At 63.3% G+C, this 18242-nt stretch carries 19 protein-coding genes; 12 read left to right on the top strand and 7 right to left on the bottom strand.

Annotated features, from left to right (window positions below; all coding sequences use genetic code 11):
- Positions 1–22: 22 nt before the first annotated feature.
- Complete coding sequence (locus tag C0Z19_RS07895) at positions 23–1318, top strand: Nramp family divalent metal transporter (protein WP_102609245.1); 1296 nt, start codon at positions 23–25, stop codon at positions 1316–1318.
- Positions 1319–1730: 412 nt separating this feature from the next.
- Complete coding sequence (locus C0Z19_RS07890) at positions 1731–3311, top strand: aldehyde dehydrogenase (NADP(+)) (RefSeq protein WP_102609244.1); 1581 nt, start codon at positions 1731–1733, stop codon at positions 3309–3311.
- A 128-nt stretch (positions 3312–3439) separates the two neighbouring features.
- Here the strand turns inward: C0Z19_RS07890 and C0Z19_RS07885 are convergent, their stop codons facing one another.
- The gene (locus tag C0Z19_RS07885; RefSeq protein ID WP_102609243.1) at positions 3440–4042 is read right to left on the bottom strand and encodes a short chain dehydrogenase; all 603 of its coding nucleotides are present in this window, start codon (positions 4040–4042) and stop codon (positions 3440–3442) included.
- 56 nt (positions 4043–4098) lie between these two features.
- Positions 4099–4524: a hypothetical protein gene (locus C0Z19_RS07880; RefSeq protein WP_146012016.1), complete on the bottom strand. Its 426-nt coding sequence runs from the start codon at positions 4522–4524 to the stop codon at positions 4099–4101.
- A 454-nt stretch (positions 4525–4978) separates the two neighbouring features.
- Between C0Z19_RS07880 and C0Z19_RS07875 the strand changes: the two genes are divergently transcribed.
- The 5 genes from C0Z19_RS07875 (at position 4979) to C0Z19_RS07855 (ending at position 9133) form a co-directional block, all read left to right on the top strand.
- Positions 4979–5215 carry a hypothetical protein gene (locus C0Z19_RS07875; protein ID WP_102609360.1) on the top strand — a complete coding sequence of 79 codons (237 nt, stop codon included), beginning with the start codon at positions 4979–4981 and terminating at the stop codon, positions 5213–5215.
- A 116-nt stretch (positions 5216–5331) separates the two neighbouring features.
- On the top strand, positions 5332–6282 hold the full coding sequence (epsC, locus tag C0Z19_RS07870; RefSeq protein WP_102609241.1) for a serine O-acetyltransferase EpsC: 951 nt from the start codon (positions 5332–5334) through the stop codon (positions 6280–6282).
- Positions 6279–7115: an AraC family transcriptional regulator gene (locus C0Z19_RS07865; protein ID WP_102609240.1), complete on the top strand. Its 837-nt coding sequence runs from the start codon at positions 6279–6281 to the stop codon at positions 7113–7115. Before epsC ends, C0Z19_RS07865 begins: the two co-directional genes overlap by 4 nt.
- 155 nt (positions 7116–7270) lie before the next feature.
- Positions 7271–8209 (top strand): DMT family transporter, encoded by a 939-nt coding sequence (locus C0Z19_RS07860; RefSeq protein ID WP_102609239.1) that lies wholly within the window; start codon positions 7271–7273, stop codon positions 8207–8209.
- A 180-nt stretch (positions 8210–8389) separates the two neighbouring features.
- Positions 8390–9133, top strand: coding sequence for a phosphatase PAP2 family protein (locus tag C0Z19_RS07855; RefSeq protein WP_102609238.1), 744 nt, complete (start codon positions 8390–8392; stop codon positions 9131–9133).
- Positions 9134–9183: 50 nt separating this feature from the next.
- Here C0Z19_RS07855 and folE read toward each other — a convergent pair whose 3' ends face one another.
- Positions 9184–9858, bottom strand: a complete 675-nt coding sequence (gene folE, locus C0Z19_RS07850) for a GTP cyclohydrolase I FolE (RefSeq protein WP_233196048.1) — start codon at positions 9856–9858, stop codon at positions 9184–9186.
- A gap of 139 nt (positions 9859–9997) precedes the next feature.
- On the opposite strand from folE, the gene pcaD reads away from it, so the two are divergent.
- Positions 9998–10795, top strand: a complete 798-nt coding sequence (gene pcaD, locus C0Z19_RS07845) for a 3-oxoadipate enol-lactonase (protein ID WP_102609237.1) — start codon at positions 9998–10000, stop codon at positions 10793–10795.
- A gap of 44 nt (positions 10796–10839) precedes the next feature.
- Here pcaD and C0Z19_RS07840 read toward each other — a convergent pair whose 3' ends face one another.
- Together C0Z19_RS07840 and C0Z19_RS07835 are read right to left on the bottom strand one after the other, a co-directional pair.
- Positions 10840–11088: a hypothetical protein gene (locus C0Z19_RS07840; protein ID WP_102609236.1), complete on the bottom strand. Its 249-nt coding sequence runs from the start codon at positions 11086–11088 to the stop codon at positions 10840–10842.
- A 103-nt stretch (positions 11089–11191) separates the two neighbouring features.
- Positions 11192–12517, bottom strand: coding sequence for an MFS transporter (locus tag C0Z19_RS07835; RefSeq protein ID WP_102609358.1), 1326 nt, complete (start codon positions 12515–12517; stop codon positions 11192–11194).
- A 543-nt stretch (positions 12518–13060) separates the two neighbouring features.
- Here C0Z19_RS07835 and C0Z19_RS07830 point away from each other — a divergent pair.
- Positions 13061–13534: a VOC family protein gene (locus C0Z19_RS07830; RefSeq protein ID WP_102609235.1), complete on the top strand. Its 474-nt coding sequence runs from the start codon at positions 13061–13063 to the stop codon at positions 13532–13534.
- An 11-nt stretch (positions 13535–13545) separates the two neighbouring features.
- On the opposite strand, the gene C0Z19_RS07825 is transcribed toward C0Z19_RS07830, so the two are convergent.
- Positions 13546–14460 (bottom strand): LysR family transcriptional regulator, encoded by a 915-nt coding sequence (locus C0Z19_RS07825; RefSeq protein ID WP_102609234.1) that lies wholly within the window; start codon positions 14458–14460, stop codon positions 13546–13548.
- A gap of 390 nt (positions 14461–14850) precedes the next feature.
- On the opposite strand from C0Z19_RS07825, the gene C0Z19_RS07820 reads away from it, so the two are divergent.
- The gene (locus tag C0Z19_RS07820; protein ID WP_102609233.1) at positions 14851–15120 is read left to right on the top strand and encodes a helix-turn-helix domain-containing protein; all 270 of its coding nucleotides are present in this window, start codon (positions 14851–14853) and stop codon (positions 15118–15120) included.
- Between the two features lie 111 nt (positions 15121–15231).
- On the opposite strand, the gene C0Z19_RS07815 is transcribed toward C0Z19_RS07820, so the two are convergent.
- A complete protein-coding gene (locus tag C0Z19_RS07815) occupies positions 15232–15648 on the bottom strand; it encodes an acyl-CoA thioesterase (protein ID WP_102609232.1) in 417 nt (138 codons plus the stop codon).
- Positions 15649–15868: 220 nt separating this feature from the next.
- On the opposite strand from C0Z19_RS07815, the gene C0Z19_RS07810 reads away from it, so the two are divergent.
- Together C0Z19_RS07810 and C0Z19_RS07805 are read left to right on the top strand one after the other, a co-directional pair.
- Entirely contained in the window at positions 15869–16996 is a 1128-nt protein-coding gene (locus tag C0Z19_RS07810; RefSeq protein ID WP_102609231.1) for a 3-deoxy-7-phosphoheptulonate synthase, read from the top strand.
- Positions 16980–18239, top strand: coding sequence for an SRPBCC family protein (locus C0Z19_RS07805; RefSeq protein WP_102609357.1), 1260 nt, complete (start codon positions 16980–16982; stop codon positions 18237–18239). Before C0Z19_RS07810 ends, C0Z19_RS07805 begins: the two co-directional genes overlap by 17 nt.
- Positions 18240–18242 lie beyond the last annotated feature (3 nt).

The following is an 18242-nucleotide window of genomic DNA, read 5'->3' as shown; positions in this document are numbered from 1 at the left end:
CGGCTTTGAGCGAGGCTTGCCCATGAACGACACGCGGTTGTCCGAGCGCGAGCGCAACTGGAGCGCGCGCACTGCGTCGCAGGTAAGCGAAGCGCTTGACGGCCGTCGGCGTGGCGTGCGCCTTTTGCTGCCGTTCGCGGGCCCCGCAGTCGTCGTTTCGGTGGCGTATATGGACCCGGGCAATCTCGCGACGAATCTGCAGGCCGGCGCCGCCTATGGTTATTCGCTGTTGTGGGCCGTGCTGTTCGCCAATCTGGCGGCGATGCTGTTTCAAGCTGTTTCGGCGAGGCTCGGCATCGTGAGCGGGCTCAGCGTGGCTTCGCTTTGCGCACAGCGGTTGCCGCGCTCGCTCGTGCTGGCGATGTGGGGCGTCGGCGAGATTGCGGCGATGGCGACCGATCTCGCCGAATTTCTCGGCGGTGCGATCGGCTTCTCGCTGCTTGCGCATATTCCGCTGTTACTCGGCATGGCGGTGACGGCCGTCTTCACGTGGCTGTTGTTGATGTTGCAAAGCCGGGGCTTTCGCCCGCTCGAAGTGGCAATCGGCGCGCTCGTCGGCCTCATTGCGATCGCCTACATCGCACAGCTGCTATTCGTTCACGTGCCCTGGGGGGCAGTGCTGTACGGCGCGCTGGTGCCGACGGCGCCCGATCGTGAGGCGCTCGTCGTGGCGGCCGGCATCGTCGGTGCGACGATCATGCCGCATGCGTTGTTCCTGCATTCGGGATTGACAGGGCAGCGTATCAGGCCGCGCACGGAGCAAGAGCGCGCAAAGCTCGTGCGCTACTCGAACGCCGAGGTGGTGATCGCATTGACGGTAGCGGGGCTCGTCAACATGGCCATGGTCATCATGGCGTGCGGCGCGTTTCATGGGGCGCATCGCGAAGTGACGGACATCGGCATGGCTTACCGCACCCTGACACCGCTGTTCGGCTCGATGGCCGCCGGACTGTTTCTGACCTCGTTGATGGCTTCGGGCATTTCGAGTTCGGTGGTCGGCACGATGGCCGGACAGATGATCATGCAGGATTTTCTCGGCGTGTCGCTGCCGTTATGGCTGCGCCGTGCGGTGACGATGACGCCGGCTTTCATCGTCGTCGCGCTGGGTCTTGGCGTGACACGCGCGCTCGTATTGAGTCAGGTCGTGCTGAGCCTGACCGTGCCCGTGCCCATGCTCGCGTTGATCGTGCTCGCGCGCAGCCGCTCTGTCATGGGCGAGCACCGGCTGGGCCTTGCCACGCAGTCGGTCGCCGTGGCGGCGTTGGTCATCGTCATGGCGATGAATGCGCTGCTGCTAATGCAAGCATGGCCGTTTTGAATGGCCCCTGCGCCGCATCGGATTGCCAGGACCCGACCGCTTGAGGTGAGTCTTTACGGGAGTTCGCTGCGGTGAGTTCCGTGTTGCCAGTCGCGCTCACGTCAGCTTGTTGCCATCAGACCGGCATTCCCCGTGAAACCCGCGTCAAACCGCTATCGGGACGCGGCTTGACCCCTCGACGCGCCCGTTTTCGTGATTCGTCTTGCGGCGCCAATGCTCACCTTGCTGCGCTGATGGAGGAGTAAGGTGAGCGTTTTCGGGAGTGAATCGTCTCAGCATTTGGGCACGCGGCCCAGGTTGCTCGAAAAATCCGGATTCATGCGAAGATCGACGGTTCCGACGCGGTTTTGCCCGTCAACGCAATTGCGACTACTGCCGGACCACGTGCCGGCTCAAATTGGAGAATCCTACGATGCAGATCACGGGAGATATGCTGATCGGCGGCGCCGCGGTGCGTGGCAATGCCGGTACGTTGCGCGCGTTCGACCCGGCCCGTAACGTTGAAATGGAGCCGGAGTTCGGCGCCGGCGATGCGAACGACGTCGATCGCGCTTGCCGGCTCGCGCAAGCGGCGTTCGATCCGTTCCGCCAGGCGCCGCTCGAAACGCGTGCGCGTTTGCTGGAAACGATCGCCGAACGCATCCTTGCGCTGGGCGACGCGCTGATCGAACGCGGCCACGCGGAATCGGCGCTGCCCAAGGCGCGCCTGGAAGGCGAGCGTGCACGCACGGTCGGCCAGCTCAAGCTGTTTGCTCAACTCGTGCGCGACGGCCGCTGGCTCACTGCGACGCTCGATTCCGCGTTGCCGGATCGCAAGCCGCTGCCGCGCTCGGATTTGCGCCTGCAGAAGATTCCGGTCGGTCCGGTGGCCGTATTCGGTGCAAGCAACTTCCCACTCGCATTTTCCGTCGCGGGCGGCGATACGGCCTCGGCGCTGGCCGCCGGCTGTCCCGTCGTCGTCAAAGCGCACCCGGCGCACCTCGGCACCTCGGAACTCGTGGGCCGCGCGATCCAGGAAGCCGTGGCCGAATGCGGTTTGCCGGCGGGCGTTTTTGCGCTCGTGCTGGGCGCGGGTAACGCTGTCGGCGAAGCGCTCGTGGCGCATCCGGCTATCAAGGCGGTCGGTTTCACGGGTTCGCGCGGAGGCGGCATCGCGTTGATGAACATCGCCGCACGCCGTCGTGAGCCGATTCCTGTTTACGCCGAAATGAGCAGCATCAACCCGTGCTTCGTCCTGCCGGGCGCGTTGGCGGCGCGGGCCGATGCTGTGGCGAACGGCTTCGTCGACTCGCTGACGCTCGGCGTCGGGCAGTTCTGTACCAATCCGGGGCTCGTCGTCGTGCTCGATGGGCCGCATCGACAAGCGTTCATCGATGCCGCCGCGAAAGCGCTCGAGAAGAAGGGCGCGCAAACGATGCTGACGGCCGGTATTGCAAGTGCTTACCGCGACGGCGTGAAAAAGCGTGCGGAAGTGGAGGGCGTGAGCCATGTCGCCCAGGGCGCGAGCACGGACGCGCATCACTCGGCGCTGCCTGAACTGTTCGCCACGACGCAGCAGCGTTTTTTGGCGGCGCCGCCGCTTGAGGACGAAATTTTCGGGCCGACTTCGCTCGTCGTGACCTGCGCGAACGTCGAGGAAATGATCGAGCTGGCCGAGCATTTGGAAGGGCAATTGACGGCCACGCTGCAGATGGAACCCGAAGATGTCGAGCTTGCGCGCAAGCTGGTGCCGACGCTGGAGCGCAAGGCGGGCCGCATTCTGGCGAACGGTTTCTCGACCGGCGTCGAAGTGTCCCATGCGATGGTGCATGGCGGCCCGTTCCCGGCCACGTCCGATCCGCGCTCGACCTCGGTCGGCACGCTCGCGATCGAGCGGTTCTTGCGACCGGTCTGCTATCAGGACCTGCCGGCGGAGCTGCTGCCGCAGGCCGTCCAGGACGACAATCCGCTGAACCTCTGGCGCCTGCGCGACGGCGCGTTCGAGCGTCGTTGAGCACAATCACGGGTGGCGGCTTGTGCCCCCACCCGTGATGCATTTTCGTTTCAAGGTGCCGCTGTCAAGCGCGACGATCCGTCTGGGCGTCGCGCTTCATTTTTTGGCCGCGCGTCCGCCGTGCCAGCCTAGCTGCCCACCCGATAGACGCGCCCTGTCTGCGCGCCTTCCACACTTCGGCAGAAAGCCAACGCAGCGCGTTGCGCGCTGACCGGTTCGAACCCGCGAAAGTACGAGCCATAAGCTTGCGCCGATTCCTCGAGGAGGGTCGGACTCACGAGATTGATGCGCAGCCCGCGCGGCAGTTCGATCGCCGCGCCGCGGACGAACCCCTCCAGCGCAAAATTCACGGTGGTCGCATTGATCCCTTCGCGAATCGGTTCGTCGGCCAGAATGCCGCCCGTCAGCGTGAACGAGCCGCCGTCGTTGACATGATGCTGCGCGGCCAGCACAACATTGATCTGGCCCATGAGTTTGTCGCGCAGGCCGATCCAAAATTGATCGGCAGTCATTTCACGGAAAGGCCCGAAGTGCACTTTGCCGATCGTCGCGACGACGGCGTCGACGCGGCCGATTTCATGAAAGAGCCGCTCGACGCTCGGCAGGTTGGTTGCATCGACGTGATAGTCGCCGCGCGTGGCGCCGACTTCGATCACTTCGTGGCGTTGCTTCAGTTCAGCGCAGACCGCTCGGCCGAGCGTTCCGCTCGCCCCGATTACGACGATTTTCATGTGGAGTCCTCGATCGAAAAGTGCCATGCGCGACCGCGTTCGCCGCGTCCAGCGCATTATGAGCGCGTCTGGCTCCGGGTGCGCAGCGGCAGCGTCAAGAGGATGGCCGCGGCGAGCTTGGCCGCCAACCCGAGTCCTGTCACGAGTGCGCCGACGGGAAACACGCGCCATTCGGCCGGTAGCAACGGCGCGACCAGCACGACCGACGCGAAACAGAGGACGACTGTGACCCATCTCGCCCACGCGTGGCGCAGCGCGACGAACACATACAGCAGACCGACGAGGGCGCGCGCAGTGAGAGCGGCCGCCATCGCAGTGGAGACGGACGCCGCGCCGTCCGGCGCGATCGGTGCGTTCTGCCCGAGCGATAGCTCAAGCCAGGCGAGCGCGTAGCTCACGCCCAGACATGCGAGTGCGATCGAGAAGCGTCTGGCGGAGCGCGGCTCGAGTGGAGCACGGCGGGGCGGGCGGGAAGCGCGCATGCGTCGCGTCTGGGCGCTGGGTAAGGGTCGGCTCGGATTGCTCGGATGGCTCGCGGTCATGATCGTTCGCAAGTGTTTTCAGGTCCGATTCGTACCCGCCACGCGGATGCGCCGAACACGCACGGTCGTTTGCTCATGCTAGCGCAGCCGGTAACAACTTCAAGCGTTTCGGGTGCGCTGGCGCACAGTCGCGCCGAACGCTCGCACGGGTCGCGGCAACCGGCTTGGCGAGCAAGAGCCGTTCCGGCCCAAACCTGGCGTGCCGCCGCGGCCCTTTCCTCCCAGCAGTCGAAAAAACGCGATTAATTTCGATAGAACCGGCGTTTCCTACAGAGTATGATTCGAATCCTGCAAGCTGGCGCCCGTGGTGAAAACGCAGTCAGGCGCTTGCTGTTGCGGCTGCGCGGCGCATCGCACGACGACGCAGCAAGCGTATCAAGGGAGGCAGATCGCCATGCATTACCCCGACGCCGCATTCACGCATCGCGGATACTTGCTTAACTGCGCGCCCGCGCGCGCAAGCGATGGCAGCTATCAGCCGTATGTCGTGATTTCACGCTCAAGCGACGGTGAGCTCGTTGCCAATCGCTTTTTCCCGAGCGAACTGCGGTTCGCAGACGAAGCCGCCGCGATCGCCCATGCGCGCGATTGGGCCGTGCGTTGGATCGATGCGAGCAGTCTCACCGTGTAGGGCGATGCGCCGGGTCTGCGGCCAAATCCGGTGCGCTTGCGCAACATCGCATAAAACGCGGTAATCTCTGCGGATCTCCGTTTTTCGAAGCAGCATCGCCGGCCGTTTCCATCACCATGTCGAATCCGCTTTCCTATCACTGGGGCCTCGATCAGATCGTGGCCGACCTGCGTGCGTCGCGCGAGTCATTGCATCGCACGCGCCATCCGCGCGGCATTCGCGAGTTGCCTTCCCGTCATGCCATCGTCGGTATCGTCGAGGCCCTGCGCGCGGTCATGTTTCCGACGCACTACGGCGCCCCCGATTTGACCGATGAAAGCGTCGACTACTACGTCGGCCACACGCTCGAAAGCGTGTTGCGGTTGCTCTGCGAGCAGGTAAAGCGCGCGCTGCGTTTTCTACCCGAGCACGCCGAGACGCCCGCGCCCGAACTCGAAGCGCTTGCGTTCGATATCACCCGCACGTTCGCCGTGCAGCTGCCGAACATTCGGGCGATGCTCGTCAGTGATATTCAAGCTGCGCATGCGGGCGATCCCGCCGCGCAGCACATCACGGAGATCCTGCTCTGCTACCCAGGCGTACTGGCGATCATGCATCACCGGTTGGCCCATGCGTTGCACCGGCTCGGCGTGCCGCTGCTCGCACGATTCATCAATGAAATCGCACATTCTGCGACGGGCATCGATATTCACCCTGGCGCGCAGATCGGCGCGAGCTTTTTCATCGACCACGGCACGGGCGTCGTGATCGGTGAGACCGCCGTGATCGGCGAGCGCGTGCGCCTCTATCAGGCCGTGACGTTGGGCGCGAAAAGTTTCCCGTCCGGCGCCGACGGTACGCTCGTCAAAGGGCACGCACGGCATCCGATCGTCGAGGACGATGTCGTGATTTACGCGGGCGCAACGATTCTCGGCCGCGTGACGATCGGGCGCGGTGCGGTCATCGGCGGGAATGTCTGGCTTACCCATAGCGTGGCACCGGGCGCGAGCGTCTCGCAAGGCAACGTGCGCGAGGGCGCGCGCGGCGGCAGCAGTGACCCCGAGTCACCGGGGCGAGCGCGGCGATGAATCGCGGCCGCGTCGTCATGCATCGTTGCGTCGTCGCCGGCGTGCAGGCGACGACGGCCGACACGACGCAATCGTTTGGCCGACATTCGCACGATACGTTTGGCATTGGCCTCGTCTGGCGCGGCGCGCAGCGGTCGGCAAGCGGGCGCGGGCCCGTCGAAGCAAGAGCCGGCGACATCATCACCGCCAATCCCGGCGAGGTGCACGACGGCAGTCCGTTCGACGAGCGGGGTCGTGCCTGGCGCATGCTCTACTTCGAGCCCGAACTCATCTATGACGTCGTGAACGAGTTCGGTGCGCACGCGCCGGTCGCTGTCGAATTCAAGCAGCCGGTATTGCACGATCAGGCGTTTACTGCCCACTTCGAGCATGCTTTCGCCGCGGCGATGGGCGCATCCATTGCGCCTGTCGAAGCGCTTGCCACAGAGACATCGCTGTTCGTGCTGATGGCTTATGTCGTTCGCGCCCATACCACCGCGCGGCTCAGGGTGCCGGCGCACGAACTGAATGGCGGCGTCGGTGCTTCGATTCGCCGGGCACGGGCACGCATCGACGATGACCCGTGCAACCCGGTTACGCTGGCGGCGCTCGCTGCCGAAGCAGGCCTGAGCCGGTTTCAATTCTTGCGGGGTTTTGCGCGTGACACAGGTCTGCCGCCGCACGCGTATTTGATTCAGCGCCGCTTATCGCTCGCTCGTCATCTGATCGCGCAAGGCACGGCGCTCGCCGACGCGGCGGCCGGCGCCGGCTTCGCCGATCAAAGCCATATGACGCGCGCGTTCGTACGCGCATTCGGTGTCACGCCGGCACAGTACGCCGGCGCCGTGCGTTGATCGAATCGGGCGATCGTCTCGTCTCGCATTCTTGCCGATGGGCGCTTGCCAGACCGCCCTCGACAGCCCGTTTACCTCCCTGCAATTTCATTCAAGACCGCGGCGAGCCACACGCCTAACCTGCATCGGTTCTTTTGACGATAGGGGCGAGCGAGATGCAAACCGGGGGACGCTTTACGGGCTATGTCTATTGCACGCTGGCCATGATCGGCGTGGGCAGCACGGTGGTGGCGAGCAAACTGATCGTCCACGGGCTGCCGCCGTTCACGGCAACGGCGCTGCGCTTTGCCATTGCATTGCCGATCTTTTTGCTGGCGATGGCGCTGACGGGCGAACGCTGGCCGCGGGTCGGTGGGCGCGACGCGTGGCTGCTCGTCCTTCAATCGGGCTCGGGCAGTGTCGGCTATACGGTGTTGCTGTTGAGCGGCATGCGGCTCGCGTCCGCCGCCGATGCCGGCGTCATAGCGGGCACGTTGCCCGCGGTAGCAGCACTGGTTGCCGTGATCGCGCTGCGCGAACGTCCGGGTGCGATGACGATCGCTGCCATCGTATTGGCAACAGCCGGCGTGTTGGTCTGCACGGTAGGCGGCGCCGATGCCACGACGCTCACGGCTCGTGGCGGCGCGCCTTCGATGTGGCTGGGCAACCTGTGCGTATTGGCGGCCGTGGTGTGCGAGGCGTTCTTCATCCTGCTGAACAAACGCCTGCGGACACCGGTTTCGCCGTTGCAGTTGTCGACGTTGATGACAGGCATCGGCCTTGCCCTTTCGATCGTGCCGGCATTGTTCGAGCGGCCTTGGAGCGCTGCTTTCGACCCAACCGCGATGGCTGGCGTCGTCTATTACGCGGTCGTGCCTACGGCGATCGGCTTCTTCCTTTGGTTCGCCGGTGCATCGCGCATCGCGGGCGCACAAGCCAGCGCATTGACCGCGTTCGTCCCGATCTCCGCGGCGGTGTTCTCCGCGCTCGTCCTGCATGAGCGCATCGGCCCTGCGCATTGGTGGGCGATGGCATGCGTGCTCGCGGCTGTCTTCCTGATCGCCTGTGAGGGCATGTATCGAAGCACACGGATGCGGACCGCAACCGCCTCGTGAACAACCGACAGATAACGGCGACGACCGGTGTCTGCGTTGAACGAACCGGCGTCGAACCAGCGTCGGAACGCGTCTGTTGGAAAATGTAACTTCGATAGTGACGTCAAATTTTGCATGTTAACTTTGCAAACCGACTGACTACCACTCAAACCCCCTGAAAAGAGGGAAAAAAACGCAACGATGCTTTCTTTCGATGAATGGCTGATCCATGCGATGGGCCGCATGGACATCCGCTCGCCGTTATTCGTTCGTGCCGTTGAAGCGCTCGCGGAACTGAATCTGACCCGTGGGCTGCTGCTCATAGCGCTGCTATGGTGGATCTGGTTTCGGTACGATCGTGCGGTCGGTGCAGCAGGCGAGGCTGCACGCGAGGTTGCACGCCTTCGCGCGCGTGAAATCGTCATTGCGGCGATCGTGAGCGGGCTGATCGCGCTTGCCATCGGGCGGCTGCTCGCCCATGAGCTGCCGTTCCGCTTGCGGCCCATCTTCGAGCCGCAACTGCACGGGTTGTATCCGGCAGCGAATGGCAGGGTCTTATTGCCGCGCACGTGGAGCTCCTTTCCCAGCGACCATGCGATGCTGTGGGGGGCGATCGCCACGGGTATTTTCTTCGCGTCTCGGCCGGCGGGCATCTATGCGCTGTTGCACGTGATCGTGTTGATTTGCATGCCGCGGCTGTATCTCGGCTTGCACTATCCAACCGATCTGCTGGTCGGCTTGGCGCTGGGCGTCGGCATCGCATGCGTCATGAATGTGCCGCGCTTGCGTGCGGCGACGGCAAGGCCGTTCCTTGTCTTGGCGGCGCGCTATCCCGGCGTATTCTTTGGCGCGGCGTTTCTGCTTAGTTTCGAGCTGGCGACGCAGTTCGACGAACTGCGCCTGCTGGCGTTCGGCCTGACCCATATGGGCGCCTACTCGCAGTAAAGCGTTATCGAGCGCGAAAACGCACGAGCCGGTTTCCCGTCAGCGGGTCATCAGGTATTCGGAATGCCGGTGCCCGTCAAATTACCGACGATCGCGAGAAATTCGCGTCGCGTCGACGGGTCGTCGCGGAACGAGCCGAGCATGCGCGAAGTGACCATCTGCACCCCGGGCTTATGCACCCCGCGCGTCGAGATGCATTGATGCGCGGCTTCGAGGATCACGCCGACACCCTTCGGCTGCAAGATTTCGTTGAGCGTATCCGCGATCTGCACCGTCATCTTCTCTTGAATCTGCAACCGCTTCGCGAACGCATCGACGAGTCGCGCCAGCTTCGAGATGCCGACGACCCGATGATCGGGCAGATACGCCACATGCGCGCGGCCGATGATCGGCACCATGTGATGCTCGCAGTAGCTCTCGAAGCGGATGTCTTTGAGCACGACCATTTCGTCGTAGCCATCGACTTCAGAGAAGGTGCGGGCCAGAATCTCTCGCGGGTCGTGCGAATAGCCCTTGAAGAACTCTTCGTAGGCTCTGACGACGCGGGCCGGCGTATCGAGCAGACCTTCACGTGCAGGGTCGTCGCCCGCCCAGCGCAGCAACACGCGCACGGCGTCTTCGGCTTCGCTGCGGGTGGGGCGAACCAATGCCGAGGTTGACGCACCGGCCCGCTTGCCGCGCTTTGCGACCGGTTCGTTTTTCTTCGCCCGGGATCCTTCCTTCATCGTTCGCTCCTTTTTGCTTCACCGTGCCATGTCGAATTGGGGGCCATTGTTCCACGAAATCCGCACGTATGCGCGTCGCAGTAGCACAATGCGGGACACTGTTGCGCACCTATCGTTTGGACGTCGAGGGAACATCGCCATGCCATTTGTCAGCCTCAGCGGAATTCGTTTGCACTATCGGATCGACGGCGACGAGCGAAGCGACGCGCCTTGGCTCGTGCTCGCCAACGCGCTCGGCGCGGACGTGACGATGTGGGCACCTCAGATCGCTGCGTTCGCCGCCCGCTTTCGCGTATTGCGCTTCGACACGCGCGGCCTCGGTTGTTCCGACGCCCCACCCGGCCCGTACTCGATCGAGCAGTGGACGCAGGATGTGATCGGCTTACTCGATGCCCTGTCGATCGAGCGTGCGCACTTTTGCGGGCTTTCGATGGGCGGGCTCATCGGCGTCGCGCTCGCCGCGCGGCATGCCGACCGGTTCGATCGCTTCGTGCTGGCCCATACGGCGGCCCGGCTCGGTGCGCCCGAGATCTGGCAGGCGCGTGCGCGCCAAGCGCGCGAGCAAGGCGCGCGTTCGTTGGCCGATGCCACGCTCAAGCGCTGGTTTACCGACGCTTTCGCCGAACGCGAGCCGCTCCTTGTGGCCATGATTCGCGACGCGTTTGCGCATATGGATGACGAAGGGTATGCGAGCAATTGCGAGGCCATCGGAGCCGCGGACCTGCGGGCCGAAGCGGGTGCGATTCATGCACCGACGCTGGTCATGACGGGGCGGGGCGATCCTTCGGTCGCGCCGGAGCTGACGCGCGCGCTGGCGGAAGCGATCGCAGGTGCGCGCTTTGTCGAGTTGGACGCACAGCACTTGTCGAACATCGAGCGAGCCGACGAGTTTACGCAAACGGTGCTTGGGTTCTTGACGGGACCGATTGCGCATTGAGCGGCGCGGGACGGTGAGTATGAGTATCGCGCCCGCGCGGCAGCTTACTCCTCAGCGTCATGTTCGGCCACGAAGCGCAGCAGATAAGCGCGCAGCGCAGCTTCCAACGCGCGGTGATCGGCGACGCTTTTCGAGCCGGCCTCGGCTTCTTCGCCGAACAGGCTCGTCGGCGCATCGTACTCGCCTACTTCGAAGCCCTCGCGCATGACGCGAATTTTGTGCGTGACTTCGAGGTATTCGGCAACCCAGTGAATGCCTTCGATGTGCGCACCCGTGCGAATCGATGCTGTCATTCGAGCCTCCTTCCACGGCCGGCATTAGCGCCAATGAAAGAAGGGTACGCCACTCGGACGCCGAGCGCACGCGTCGCGTGTCGCATGCGCTCGGCGCTCGTGATCAATGGCTGATCGATTCGAGCGAACGCCCCTTCGTGGACGGCCCGAGCAGGATCATGCAGATGCCGATTACCATACACGCGCCGATGAACACGGCCACCCCCGGCACGCCGTATTTGTGCAGCAATACGCCGATCGCGAGCCCGGCGAACGCGACGGCGAGCCGGCTCCACGAATAGACGAAGCCGACGGCGCGGGCGCGCACGCGCGTGGGGAACAGTTCTGCCTGATAGCCGTGGTAGGCGTACGACATGACGTTCGCCGCGAGCGTGAACAACACGCCGAGCACGATCAGCAATGCAGGCGCGGAAGCCTGCGAGAACAACGCAATCACGATACCCATGATCAACAAGCCGCCGGAGATCTGCGTTTTGCGTTCGATCTTGTCTGCAAACAGCGTACCGAGCAACGGCCCGAACGGATTGGCGATCGCGATAATGAACGCGTATTGCAGGCTCGTCGTGACGTGAACCCCGCGGCTGATGAGCAGCGTCGGCACCCATGCGGCGAAACCGTAGAAGCCGATTGCCTGAGCCATGTTGAAGATCGAGAGCAAGACCGTGCGCTTGATATAAAGCGGGCCGAAGATTTCGGCGAATGTGCCGCTACCCTCGATCTGGTTGCCCACCGGTTGCGGCGGCGGCAGCTTGATGCCCTTCTCGGCTTCGACGCGCTGCTCGATGTCGGCGACGATTCGTTCGGCTTCGTCCACGCGACCCTGCCGGGCCAGCCAGCGCGGGCTTTCGGGCACGTTGCGGCGAATGATCCAGACGAAGGCTGCGCCGAGCGTACCGATCAGAATGACGACGCGCCAATACTCGAGGCCGAACGGGTGCGTGTCCTTGAGAATGAAAGCGAGGAACGCGACGAGCGGTACGACGCAGAACGTGATGAACTGATTGACGGCGTAGGCGCGGCCGCGCTCTGCGCTCGGAATGAGTTCGGAGATGTACGAATCGATCGTCACCAGTTCGACGCCGATCCCGATGCCGGCCACGAGCCGCCACAGATTGATCGCCTGTCCGGTGTGTTGAAACGCCATGATCGCCGTGCAGACGACATACCAAACCAGCGACCAGGTGAAGATAAAGCGTCGACCGAAGCGATCGGCGACGAAGCCGAAGACGAGTGTGCCGAGCCATAGGCCGGCGAACGTCGCAAACACGAAGGTGCCGAAACCGGCTACGGCGATCGGCGCAAGCGCCGCGAAAATGCCGAGCGATTCAGGCTTGAACAGCCCCGATTGCACCATGCCGGGCGCGACGTAGCCCGTGAAGAACAGGTCGTAAAACTCGAAAACGCCGCCGAGCGAAATCAGCATCACCATGGTCCAGACGGTGCGCGACGGCGGAAGGCGGTCGAACCGCGCTGCGATGGCTAATGATTGTTGGTTGGTCATCTTTGCCTCTTTCGGTCCTCTTATTGATTTGATGTGCCGTCGAAGCTTTCTAAGACCTTGCAGCGCTGCACATGCGCGAAGGCACGCGTCGATGCGGCAAACGGGTGAGAATACCCGATCGCAAGAATGTCGCATGTCGTCAACTACTTAACAATGGGTGCGAACACGGAGGGTGGCTCAGGCGTGTATCGCCACGCTGCAGCGTCAGCGTGCAACGCTTGTGCGGCCGGCACGAGCGCGGAGAGCGTCTATCATTGAGCCGATCGCCTCGTCGCCGACGAACTGATCGCCTGCCCCTGCTGCAATGCAGCGCACCGGCTCGACGTCCGGCTCAAATTGCGACCACCAAAATAATTTACACAGCGATGTCGAAATCGCGTGATGTCGTTCGTCGTAGTGATGGAGCCTCTCGCGGCGTCCCCGCCTGCAAGGCCCATTTATTAACCAGATATTGACAATGGAGCGCCTCAAATGACCTCATCCGTCAAACCCGTCCCCGAAGGCATGCATACGGTCACGCCGCAACTCGTCTGCGCGAACGCCGCCGAGGCCATCGCGTTCTATACGAAAGCATTGGGCGCAACGGAGTTGTTCCGCATGATGGGCCCCACGGGCAAGGTTGCCCATGCGCAAATCAAGATCGGCAACTCGGTGGTGATGCTGACCGACGAAAGCCCCGATTGCGGCGTGGCCGGTCCGAAAACGCTTAAAGGCACCCCCGTCAGCCTCTACGTCTATGTGGAAGACGCCGACAAACTGTTCGACCGCGCCGTCAGCGCCGGCTCGACGGTGATTTCGCCGCTGGCCGACATGTTCTGGGGCGACCGCTGGGGCCTCGTCGAAGACCCGTACGGCCATCAGTGGCATATCGCGACGCACAAGAGCGATCCGACACCGGAGCAGATGCAGAAAGCGATGGCCGAGATGCAGCCGCGCAAATCCTGAGTCGCGCGTCGCTACTGAACCACCCACGTCTCGGGCGCATCGCTGCACACCTTGCGCAGGCACGTGCGCAGCCAGCGGTGCGCGCAGTCGGCATCCAGACGCGGGTGCCAGATCTGCGAGACGGTGACATCGGGCGTCACGACCGGCAGACGGAACGTATGCATCCCTTCGCGTGCCGCTTCGGTCTGCCGCTCAGGCACGCTCGCCACGAGATCGGACGTTCGGGCCAGTGCCAATGCGTCGGGAAAACTCGGCACGATCACGCTGACGATGCGCTTCGCGCCGAGTTCGCGCAGCGCATCGTCGATCGGGCCGAACGCGTGGCCGCGTCGCGACACGCTGACGTGCCGATAGGCCGTATAACGCTGCGCCGTCACATCTTCGCTGTCTGCGAGCGGATGGCCGGTGCGTACGACGCCGACGAACTTGTCGCGAAAGAGCGCCTGGATCCGCAACTCGGGAGCCATATTGCTGACCACCCCCACTTCCAGATCCGCGATGCCGTCGCGCAGCATCGTGCCGCTCTTGTCGGGCTTCGCGGCAAAACGCAGCCGCACGAGCGGCGCCTGCTCCTCCACGAGCGCCGCGATGCGGGCGCCGTAGCGTTCGATAAAGCCATCATTGGCGCGAATGGTGAAGGTACGCTCCAGCGAGGCCAGATCGAGCCGTATCGACGGGCGCAGGACGTTTTGCGCATCGGCCACGACAGCGCTGACTTTGGCGCGCAATTCCACCGCGAGCGGCGTCGGCACGAGGTTGTGGCCCGCGCGCACGAGCAGCTGATCGCCCGTGACGACGCGCAGGCGCGCCAGCGCCCGGCTCATCGCCGAAGGGCTCAACTCGAGCCGCTGCGCGGCGCGTACGACGCTTTGCTCGGTGAGCAGCACATCGAGCACGACCAGCATGTTGAGATCGATTGAAGTCATGGCGGCCACCCCACCCCGAAAGCGCCCTTCATGGCGTTGTACTCATGAATATAGTGCGCTTTACGCATCTTCCGCAGTGCGGCAATTATGATTATGCTGAATGCGATCCATATAAATAGCGGCACAGGTGTTTTCGCCTTCTTCCGCCATTTCGCGGCCCCTACGAGGTGCGGCTCCGAATCCGCATAAGCGCTACAACAAAACGCCTCGAACGACCGCTGACCCTGCTTGTCTCTTGGCCCCCTCGGTGAGTGCGCGGGGGAATTTTTTCTTCTCGAATACGCTGCCCCGATTCCGATCGGATGCGGCGTGGATTGCCGTCGCCGTTTTTGCCGGCGGCGCGTGGTGCAAGTGACTTTGGCATGTTTGCTTTCTTTTGCGGAGTAGAAAATGGAGCAACTGATGAAGCGCGAGGATTCCGTGCCGCCTTTGCCATTGCGCGGGGATGCGAGGGGGGTCTCGCCCCTGAGCGAGCGCGAATGCGAAGTATTACGGTGGGCAGCGGCCGGCAAGACGTCGTGTGAAATCGGCATGATTCTCGGCGTGACCGAACGAACCATCAACTTTCACGTGGCCAGCGCGATTTCAAAGCTGAACGCATCGAACAAGACGCATGCCGCAGTCAAGGCGCTGCTGCTCGGCATCATCGTCTTCAACTGACCTCCATTTCGCATCCTTTAGCCAACCGGCGAAACGAGCGTCCCCTGAATCCGGTCACCCTCGTTTCGCCAAAATCGGTATCCGAATCGAAATCAAGCAGTCCTAATCAATTCAAATTCCGCCCTGAAAACGTTCCACCCGGGTTCTGAATGCGTCTGGAACCGGTAACGAAGCATTGTGCTCGTAGTCGAACATCACATGCGTCGAGTAAGCCTTGGCGACCAGGGGCTCGTCCTCGGCGTCCAGCCGCATCAAATGCTCGATGTCGAAGCTTTTCGAACCGAACCGCGTGATGCGGCTGCATACCTTGAGGCGGTCGCCATAGCGGGCGGGGCGCACATATTCGCATGCGGTCTTGACCATGATGTGCGGCAGCTTCTTCGATAGAGGAAGCTCGAGCAGCGCGTGCATAAATGTCAGGTAGGCATGCTGCAGATAGTCGTAATAGACCGCACTGCCGACGTGTCCCATCGCATCGACGTCGCGATATTTCACCTCGATCGGCGTTTCGAAATGTTGCCTGTCCATGGCCTCGTCTCCTTTGAAGGGTTTTCGTGCGTTGCGCATCTTTGGCACAACGCTAGGACAGACTACGTTTCATCACGATGGGAATGAACTGAAAGAAGTGCCAGTGAACCTACGTGTTCTGAGAGTTCTGCCAGTTTCCGCATGAATTTGCCTCGGCTCTAATGCGAGCCATTCCATCGGACGCGACCTTCTCGTCGCGTCGCACAGAGCGGAGGAGACCATGGCATCTGTCATCACGCATCTTTCACCGATTCACCGCGGCCGGCTCATCACGGCGGCTCAGCTGCGCGCGTTGTTGCCGCCCAGCGGCAGTGCGCTCGGGCTTGTGCTCGAAACGCGCCAGGCGCTGTCGCGCATCGTCGCTCGTGAAGACGCGCGGCTTGCATTGATCGTGGGTCCGTGTTCGGTTCACGATGCACGCGCCGCGCTCGACTATGCGCGGCGTCTCGCGCCGCTGCGCGACGCCTATCGCGATGCGCTCGAAATCGTCATGCGCGTCTATCTGGAAAAGCCCCGCACCACGCTCGGCTGGAAGGGGTTGATCAACGATCCGAACCTGGACGGTTCTTCTCGCATCGACGAAGGGCTGCGTCGTGCGCGGCAGTTGCTCATCGACATTCATGCGCTGGGCGTGCCGGCCGCCACCGAGTTTTTGGATTTGATGACGGTCCGCTATGTCGACGACCTGATTTCATGGGCCGCGATCGGCGCGCGCACGACCGAATCGCCGATGCACCGTCAAGCCGCGTCGGGGCTGGCGCTGCCAATCGGCTTCAAAAACGGCACTGACGGCAACGTCAAAGTGGCGATCGACGCGCTGTCGGTGGCGCGTGCGCCGCATCACTATCTGACCGTCTCGATGGATGGACGTATCGAAGCCGCATCGAGTCGGGGCAACCCCGCCGCACACGTCGTGCTGCGCGGCGGGCGCAAGCCGAACTACGACCGTGCGAGCGTCGATGCCGTCTGCGACGCGCTCGAACGAGCCCGGTTGGTGCCGTCGGTCGTGATCGATGCGAGCCACGGCAACAGCGGCAAAGTCGCGCGCGCGCAGGTCGATGTGTGCACCGATATCGCAGCGAGGATCGCCGATGGCGAGACGCGTATTGCCGGCGTCATGGTGGAGTCGAATCTTGCCCCCGGACGCCAGGACATCGTCTCCGGTACGCCGCTCGCCTACGGACAGAGTGTGACCGACGAGTGCCTGGGCTGGAACGACACCGTCGAATTGATTCGCTTGCTCGCACGCGCGGTACGCACGCAACGGCGTACCGCTCTCTTTCGCGGCGCACAGGCGTCGCGTGCATTGTCCGATGACCAAGGAGGTAGCCTTGAACGCACCCATTGAGTTGCCGATCCGCCTCGACTGGAAAGGCGAAGGCGCGAGCCGCACGCCCTATGAAGCCTATACGAGCGAAGCGCTCTATCGCCGCGAACTGGACCGGCTCTTTTACTCGGGACACTGGTGTTACATCGGCCTTGAAGCCGAAATCCCGAATCCCGGCGACTTTCGGCGTACGGAGGTGGGCGAGCGTTCGGTCGTCATGTCGCGCACGCCCGATGGCGAAGTGGCGGTGTTCGAGAACGCGTGCGCCCATCGCGGGATGCGGTTTTGCCGCGAGCGGGCGGGCCATGCAACCGACTTCCATTGCCCCTATCACCAATGGAATTACGACCTCTGCGGCAATCTGGTCGGCGTGCCGTTCCGGCGCGGCGTCAAGCAGGGGGGCCGCGTGAACGGCGGCATGCCGGCCGATTTCGATCCGAAGGAGCATGGGCTCAAGCGCCTGCGTGTATCGACGCGCGGCGGCGCCATCTTCGCGACATTCGATCAGGACTGCGAATCGTTCGAAGACTTTCTGGGCCCGCGCATCCTGTCGTACTATGACCGCCTGTTCCACGGCCCCAAGCTGACCGTGCTCGGCTACACGCGCCAACGCATCCCGAGCAATTGGAAGCTCATGCAGGAGAACATCAAGGACCCGTACCACGCGGGCCTGCTGCACACGTGGTTCGTCAATTTCGGCCTATGGCGCGCCGATAACCCCGCCCGGCTCGAAACGGATGCGCACCGGCGTCACGGCGCGATGATCTCGATCCGCAGCGGCGGCGGGGGCGGCGAAGTCACGCGCAATGTCACGAGTTTCAAAGAGCGGATGACGCTCAACGACGATCGTTTCCTCGACATCGTGCATGAGCCGTGGTGGGGGGATCCGACCGTGGTCATGCTGACGCTGCTGCCCAGCGTGATCATTCAACAGCAGGTGAACGCGCTGTCGACGCGTCGCATCCGCCCGATCGGACCGGGTGTGTTCGATTACGTCTGGACGCATTTCGGCTTCGAAACCGACGACGAAGCGATGACGCGGCGCCGCCTGCGGCAGGCGAACCTGTTCGGGCCCGCCGGGTTCGTATCGGCCGACGACGGCGAAGTGATCGAATGTGTGCAGGAGAGCTTCGAGACGATCGGGAGCGGACACGTGTTCAACGAACTCGGCGGCCGCCAGGTCGACGACGGCACCGATCACATGGTCAGCGAGACGCTGGTGCGCGGAATGTATCAGTACTGGCGTCAGGTCATGGAGGCATGAGCG

This window comes from Trinickia soli (genome assembly GCF_002879855.1).
GTDB lineage: Bacteria > Pseudomonadota > Gammaproteobacteria > Burkholderiales > Burkholderiaceae > Trinickia > Trinickia soli.
This window is presented reverse-complemented; position numbering and strand designations above follow the sequence as displayed.

Excerpts from the sequence above, each read along its gene's own strand:
- C0Z19_RS07895 (WP_102609245.1), top strand. The coding sequence starts at position 23 with ATGAACGACACGCGGTTGTCCGAGCGCGAGCGCAACTGGAGCGCGCGC.
- C0Z19_RS07890 (WP_102609244.1), top strand. The coding sequence starts at position 1,731 with ATGCAGATCACGGGAGATATGCTGATCGGCGGCGCCGCGGTGCGTGGC.
- C0Z19_RS07885 (WP_102609243.1), bottom strand. The coding sequence starts at position 4,042 with ATGAAAATCGTCGTAATCGGGGCGAGCGGAACGCTCGGCCGAGCGGTC.
- C0Z19_RS07880 (WP_146012016.1), bottom strand. The coding sequence starts at position 4,524 with ATGCGCGCTTCCCGCCCGCCCCGCCGTGCTCCACTCGAGCCGCGCTCC.
- C0Z19_RS07875 (WP_102609360.1), top strand. The coding sequence starts at position 4,979 with ATGCATTACCCCGACGCCGCATTCACGCATCGCGGATACTTGCTTAAC.
- epsC (WP_102609241.1), top strand. The coding sequence starts at position 5,332 with ATGTCGAATCCGCTTTCCTATCACTGGGGCCTCGATCAGATCGTGGCC.
- C0Z19_RS07865 (WP_102609240.1), top strand. The coding sequence starts at position 6,279 with ATGAATCGCGGCCGCGTCGTCATGCATCGTTGCGTCGTCGCCGGCGTG.
- C0Z19_RS07860 (WP_102609239.1), top strand. The coding sequence starts at position 7,271 with ATGCAAACCGGGGGACGCTTTACGGGCTATGTCTATTGCACGCTGGCC.
- C0Z19_RS07855 (WP_102609238.1), top strand. The coding sequence starts at position 8,390 with ATGCTTTCTTTCGATGAATGGCTGATCCATGCGATGGGCCGCATGGAC.
- folE (WP_233196048.1), bottom strand. The coding sequence starts at position 9,858 with ATGAAGGAAGGATCCCGGGCGAAGAAAAACGAACCGGTCGCAAAGCGC.
- pcaD (WP_102609237.1), top strand. The coding sequence starts at position 9,998 with ATGCCATTTGTCAGCCTCAGCGGAATTCGTTTGCACTATCGGATCGAC.
- C0Z19_RS07840 (WP_102609236.1), bottom strand. The coding sequence starts at position 11,088 with ATGACAGCATCGATTCGCACGGGTGCGCACATCGAAGGCATTCACTGG.
- C0Z19_RS07835 (WP_102609358.1), bottom strand. The coding sequence starts at position 12,517 with ATGGTGATGCTGATTTCGCTCGGCGGCGTTTTCGAGTTTTACGACCTG.
- C0Z19_RS07830 (WP_102609235.1), top strand. The coding sequence starts at position 13,061 with ATGACCTCATCCGTCAAACCCGTCCCCGAAGGCATGCATACGGTCACG.
- C0Z19_RS07825 (WP_102609234.1), bottom strand. The coding sequence starts at position 14,460 with ATGACTTCAATCGATCTCAACATGCTGGTCGTGCTCGATGTGCTGCTC.
- C0Z19_RS07820 (WP_102609233.1), top strand. The coding sequence starts at position 14,851 with ATGGAGCAACTGATGAAGCGCGAGGATTCCGTGCCGCCTTTGCCATTG.
- C0Z19_RS07815 (WP_102609232.1), bottom strand. The coding sequence starts at position 15,648 with ATGGACAGGCAACATTTCGAAACGCCGATCGAGGTGAAATATCGCGAC.
- C0Z19_RS07810 (WP_102609231.1), top strand. The coding sequence starts at position 15,869 with ATGGCATCTGTCATCACGCATCTTTCACCGATTCACCGCGGCCGGCTC.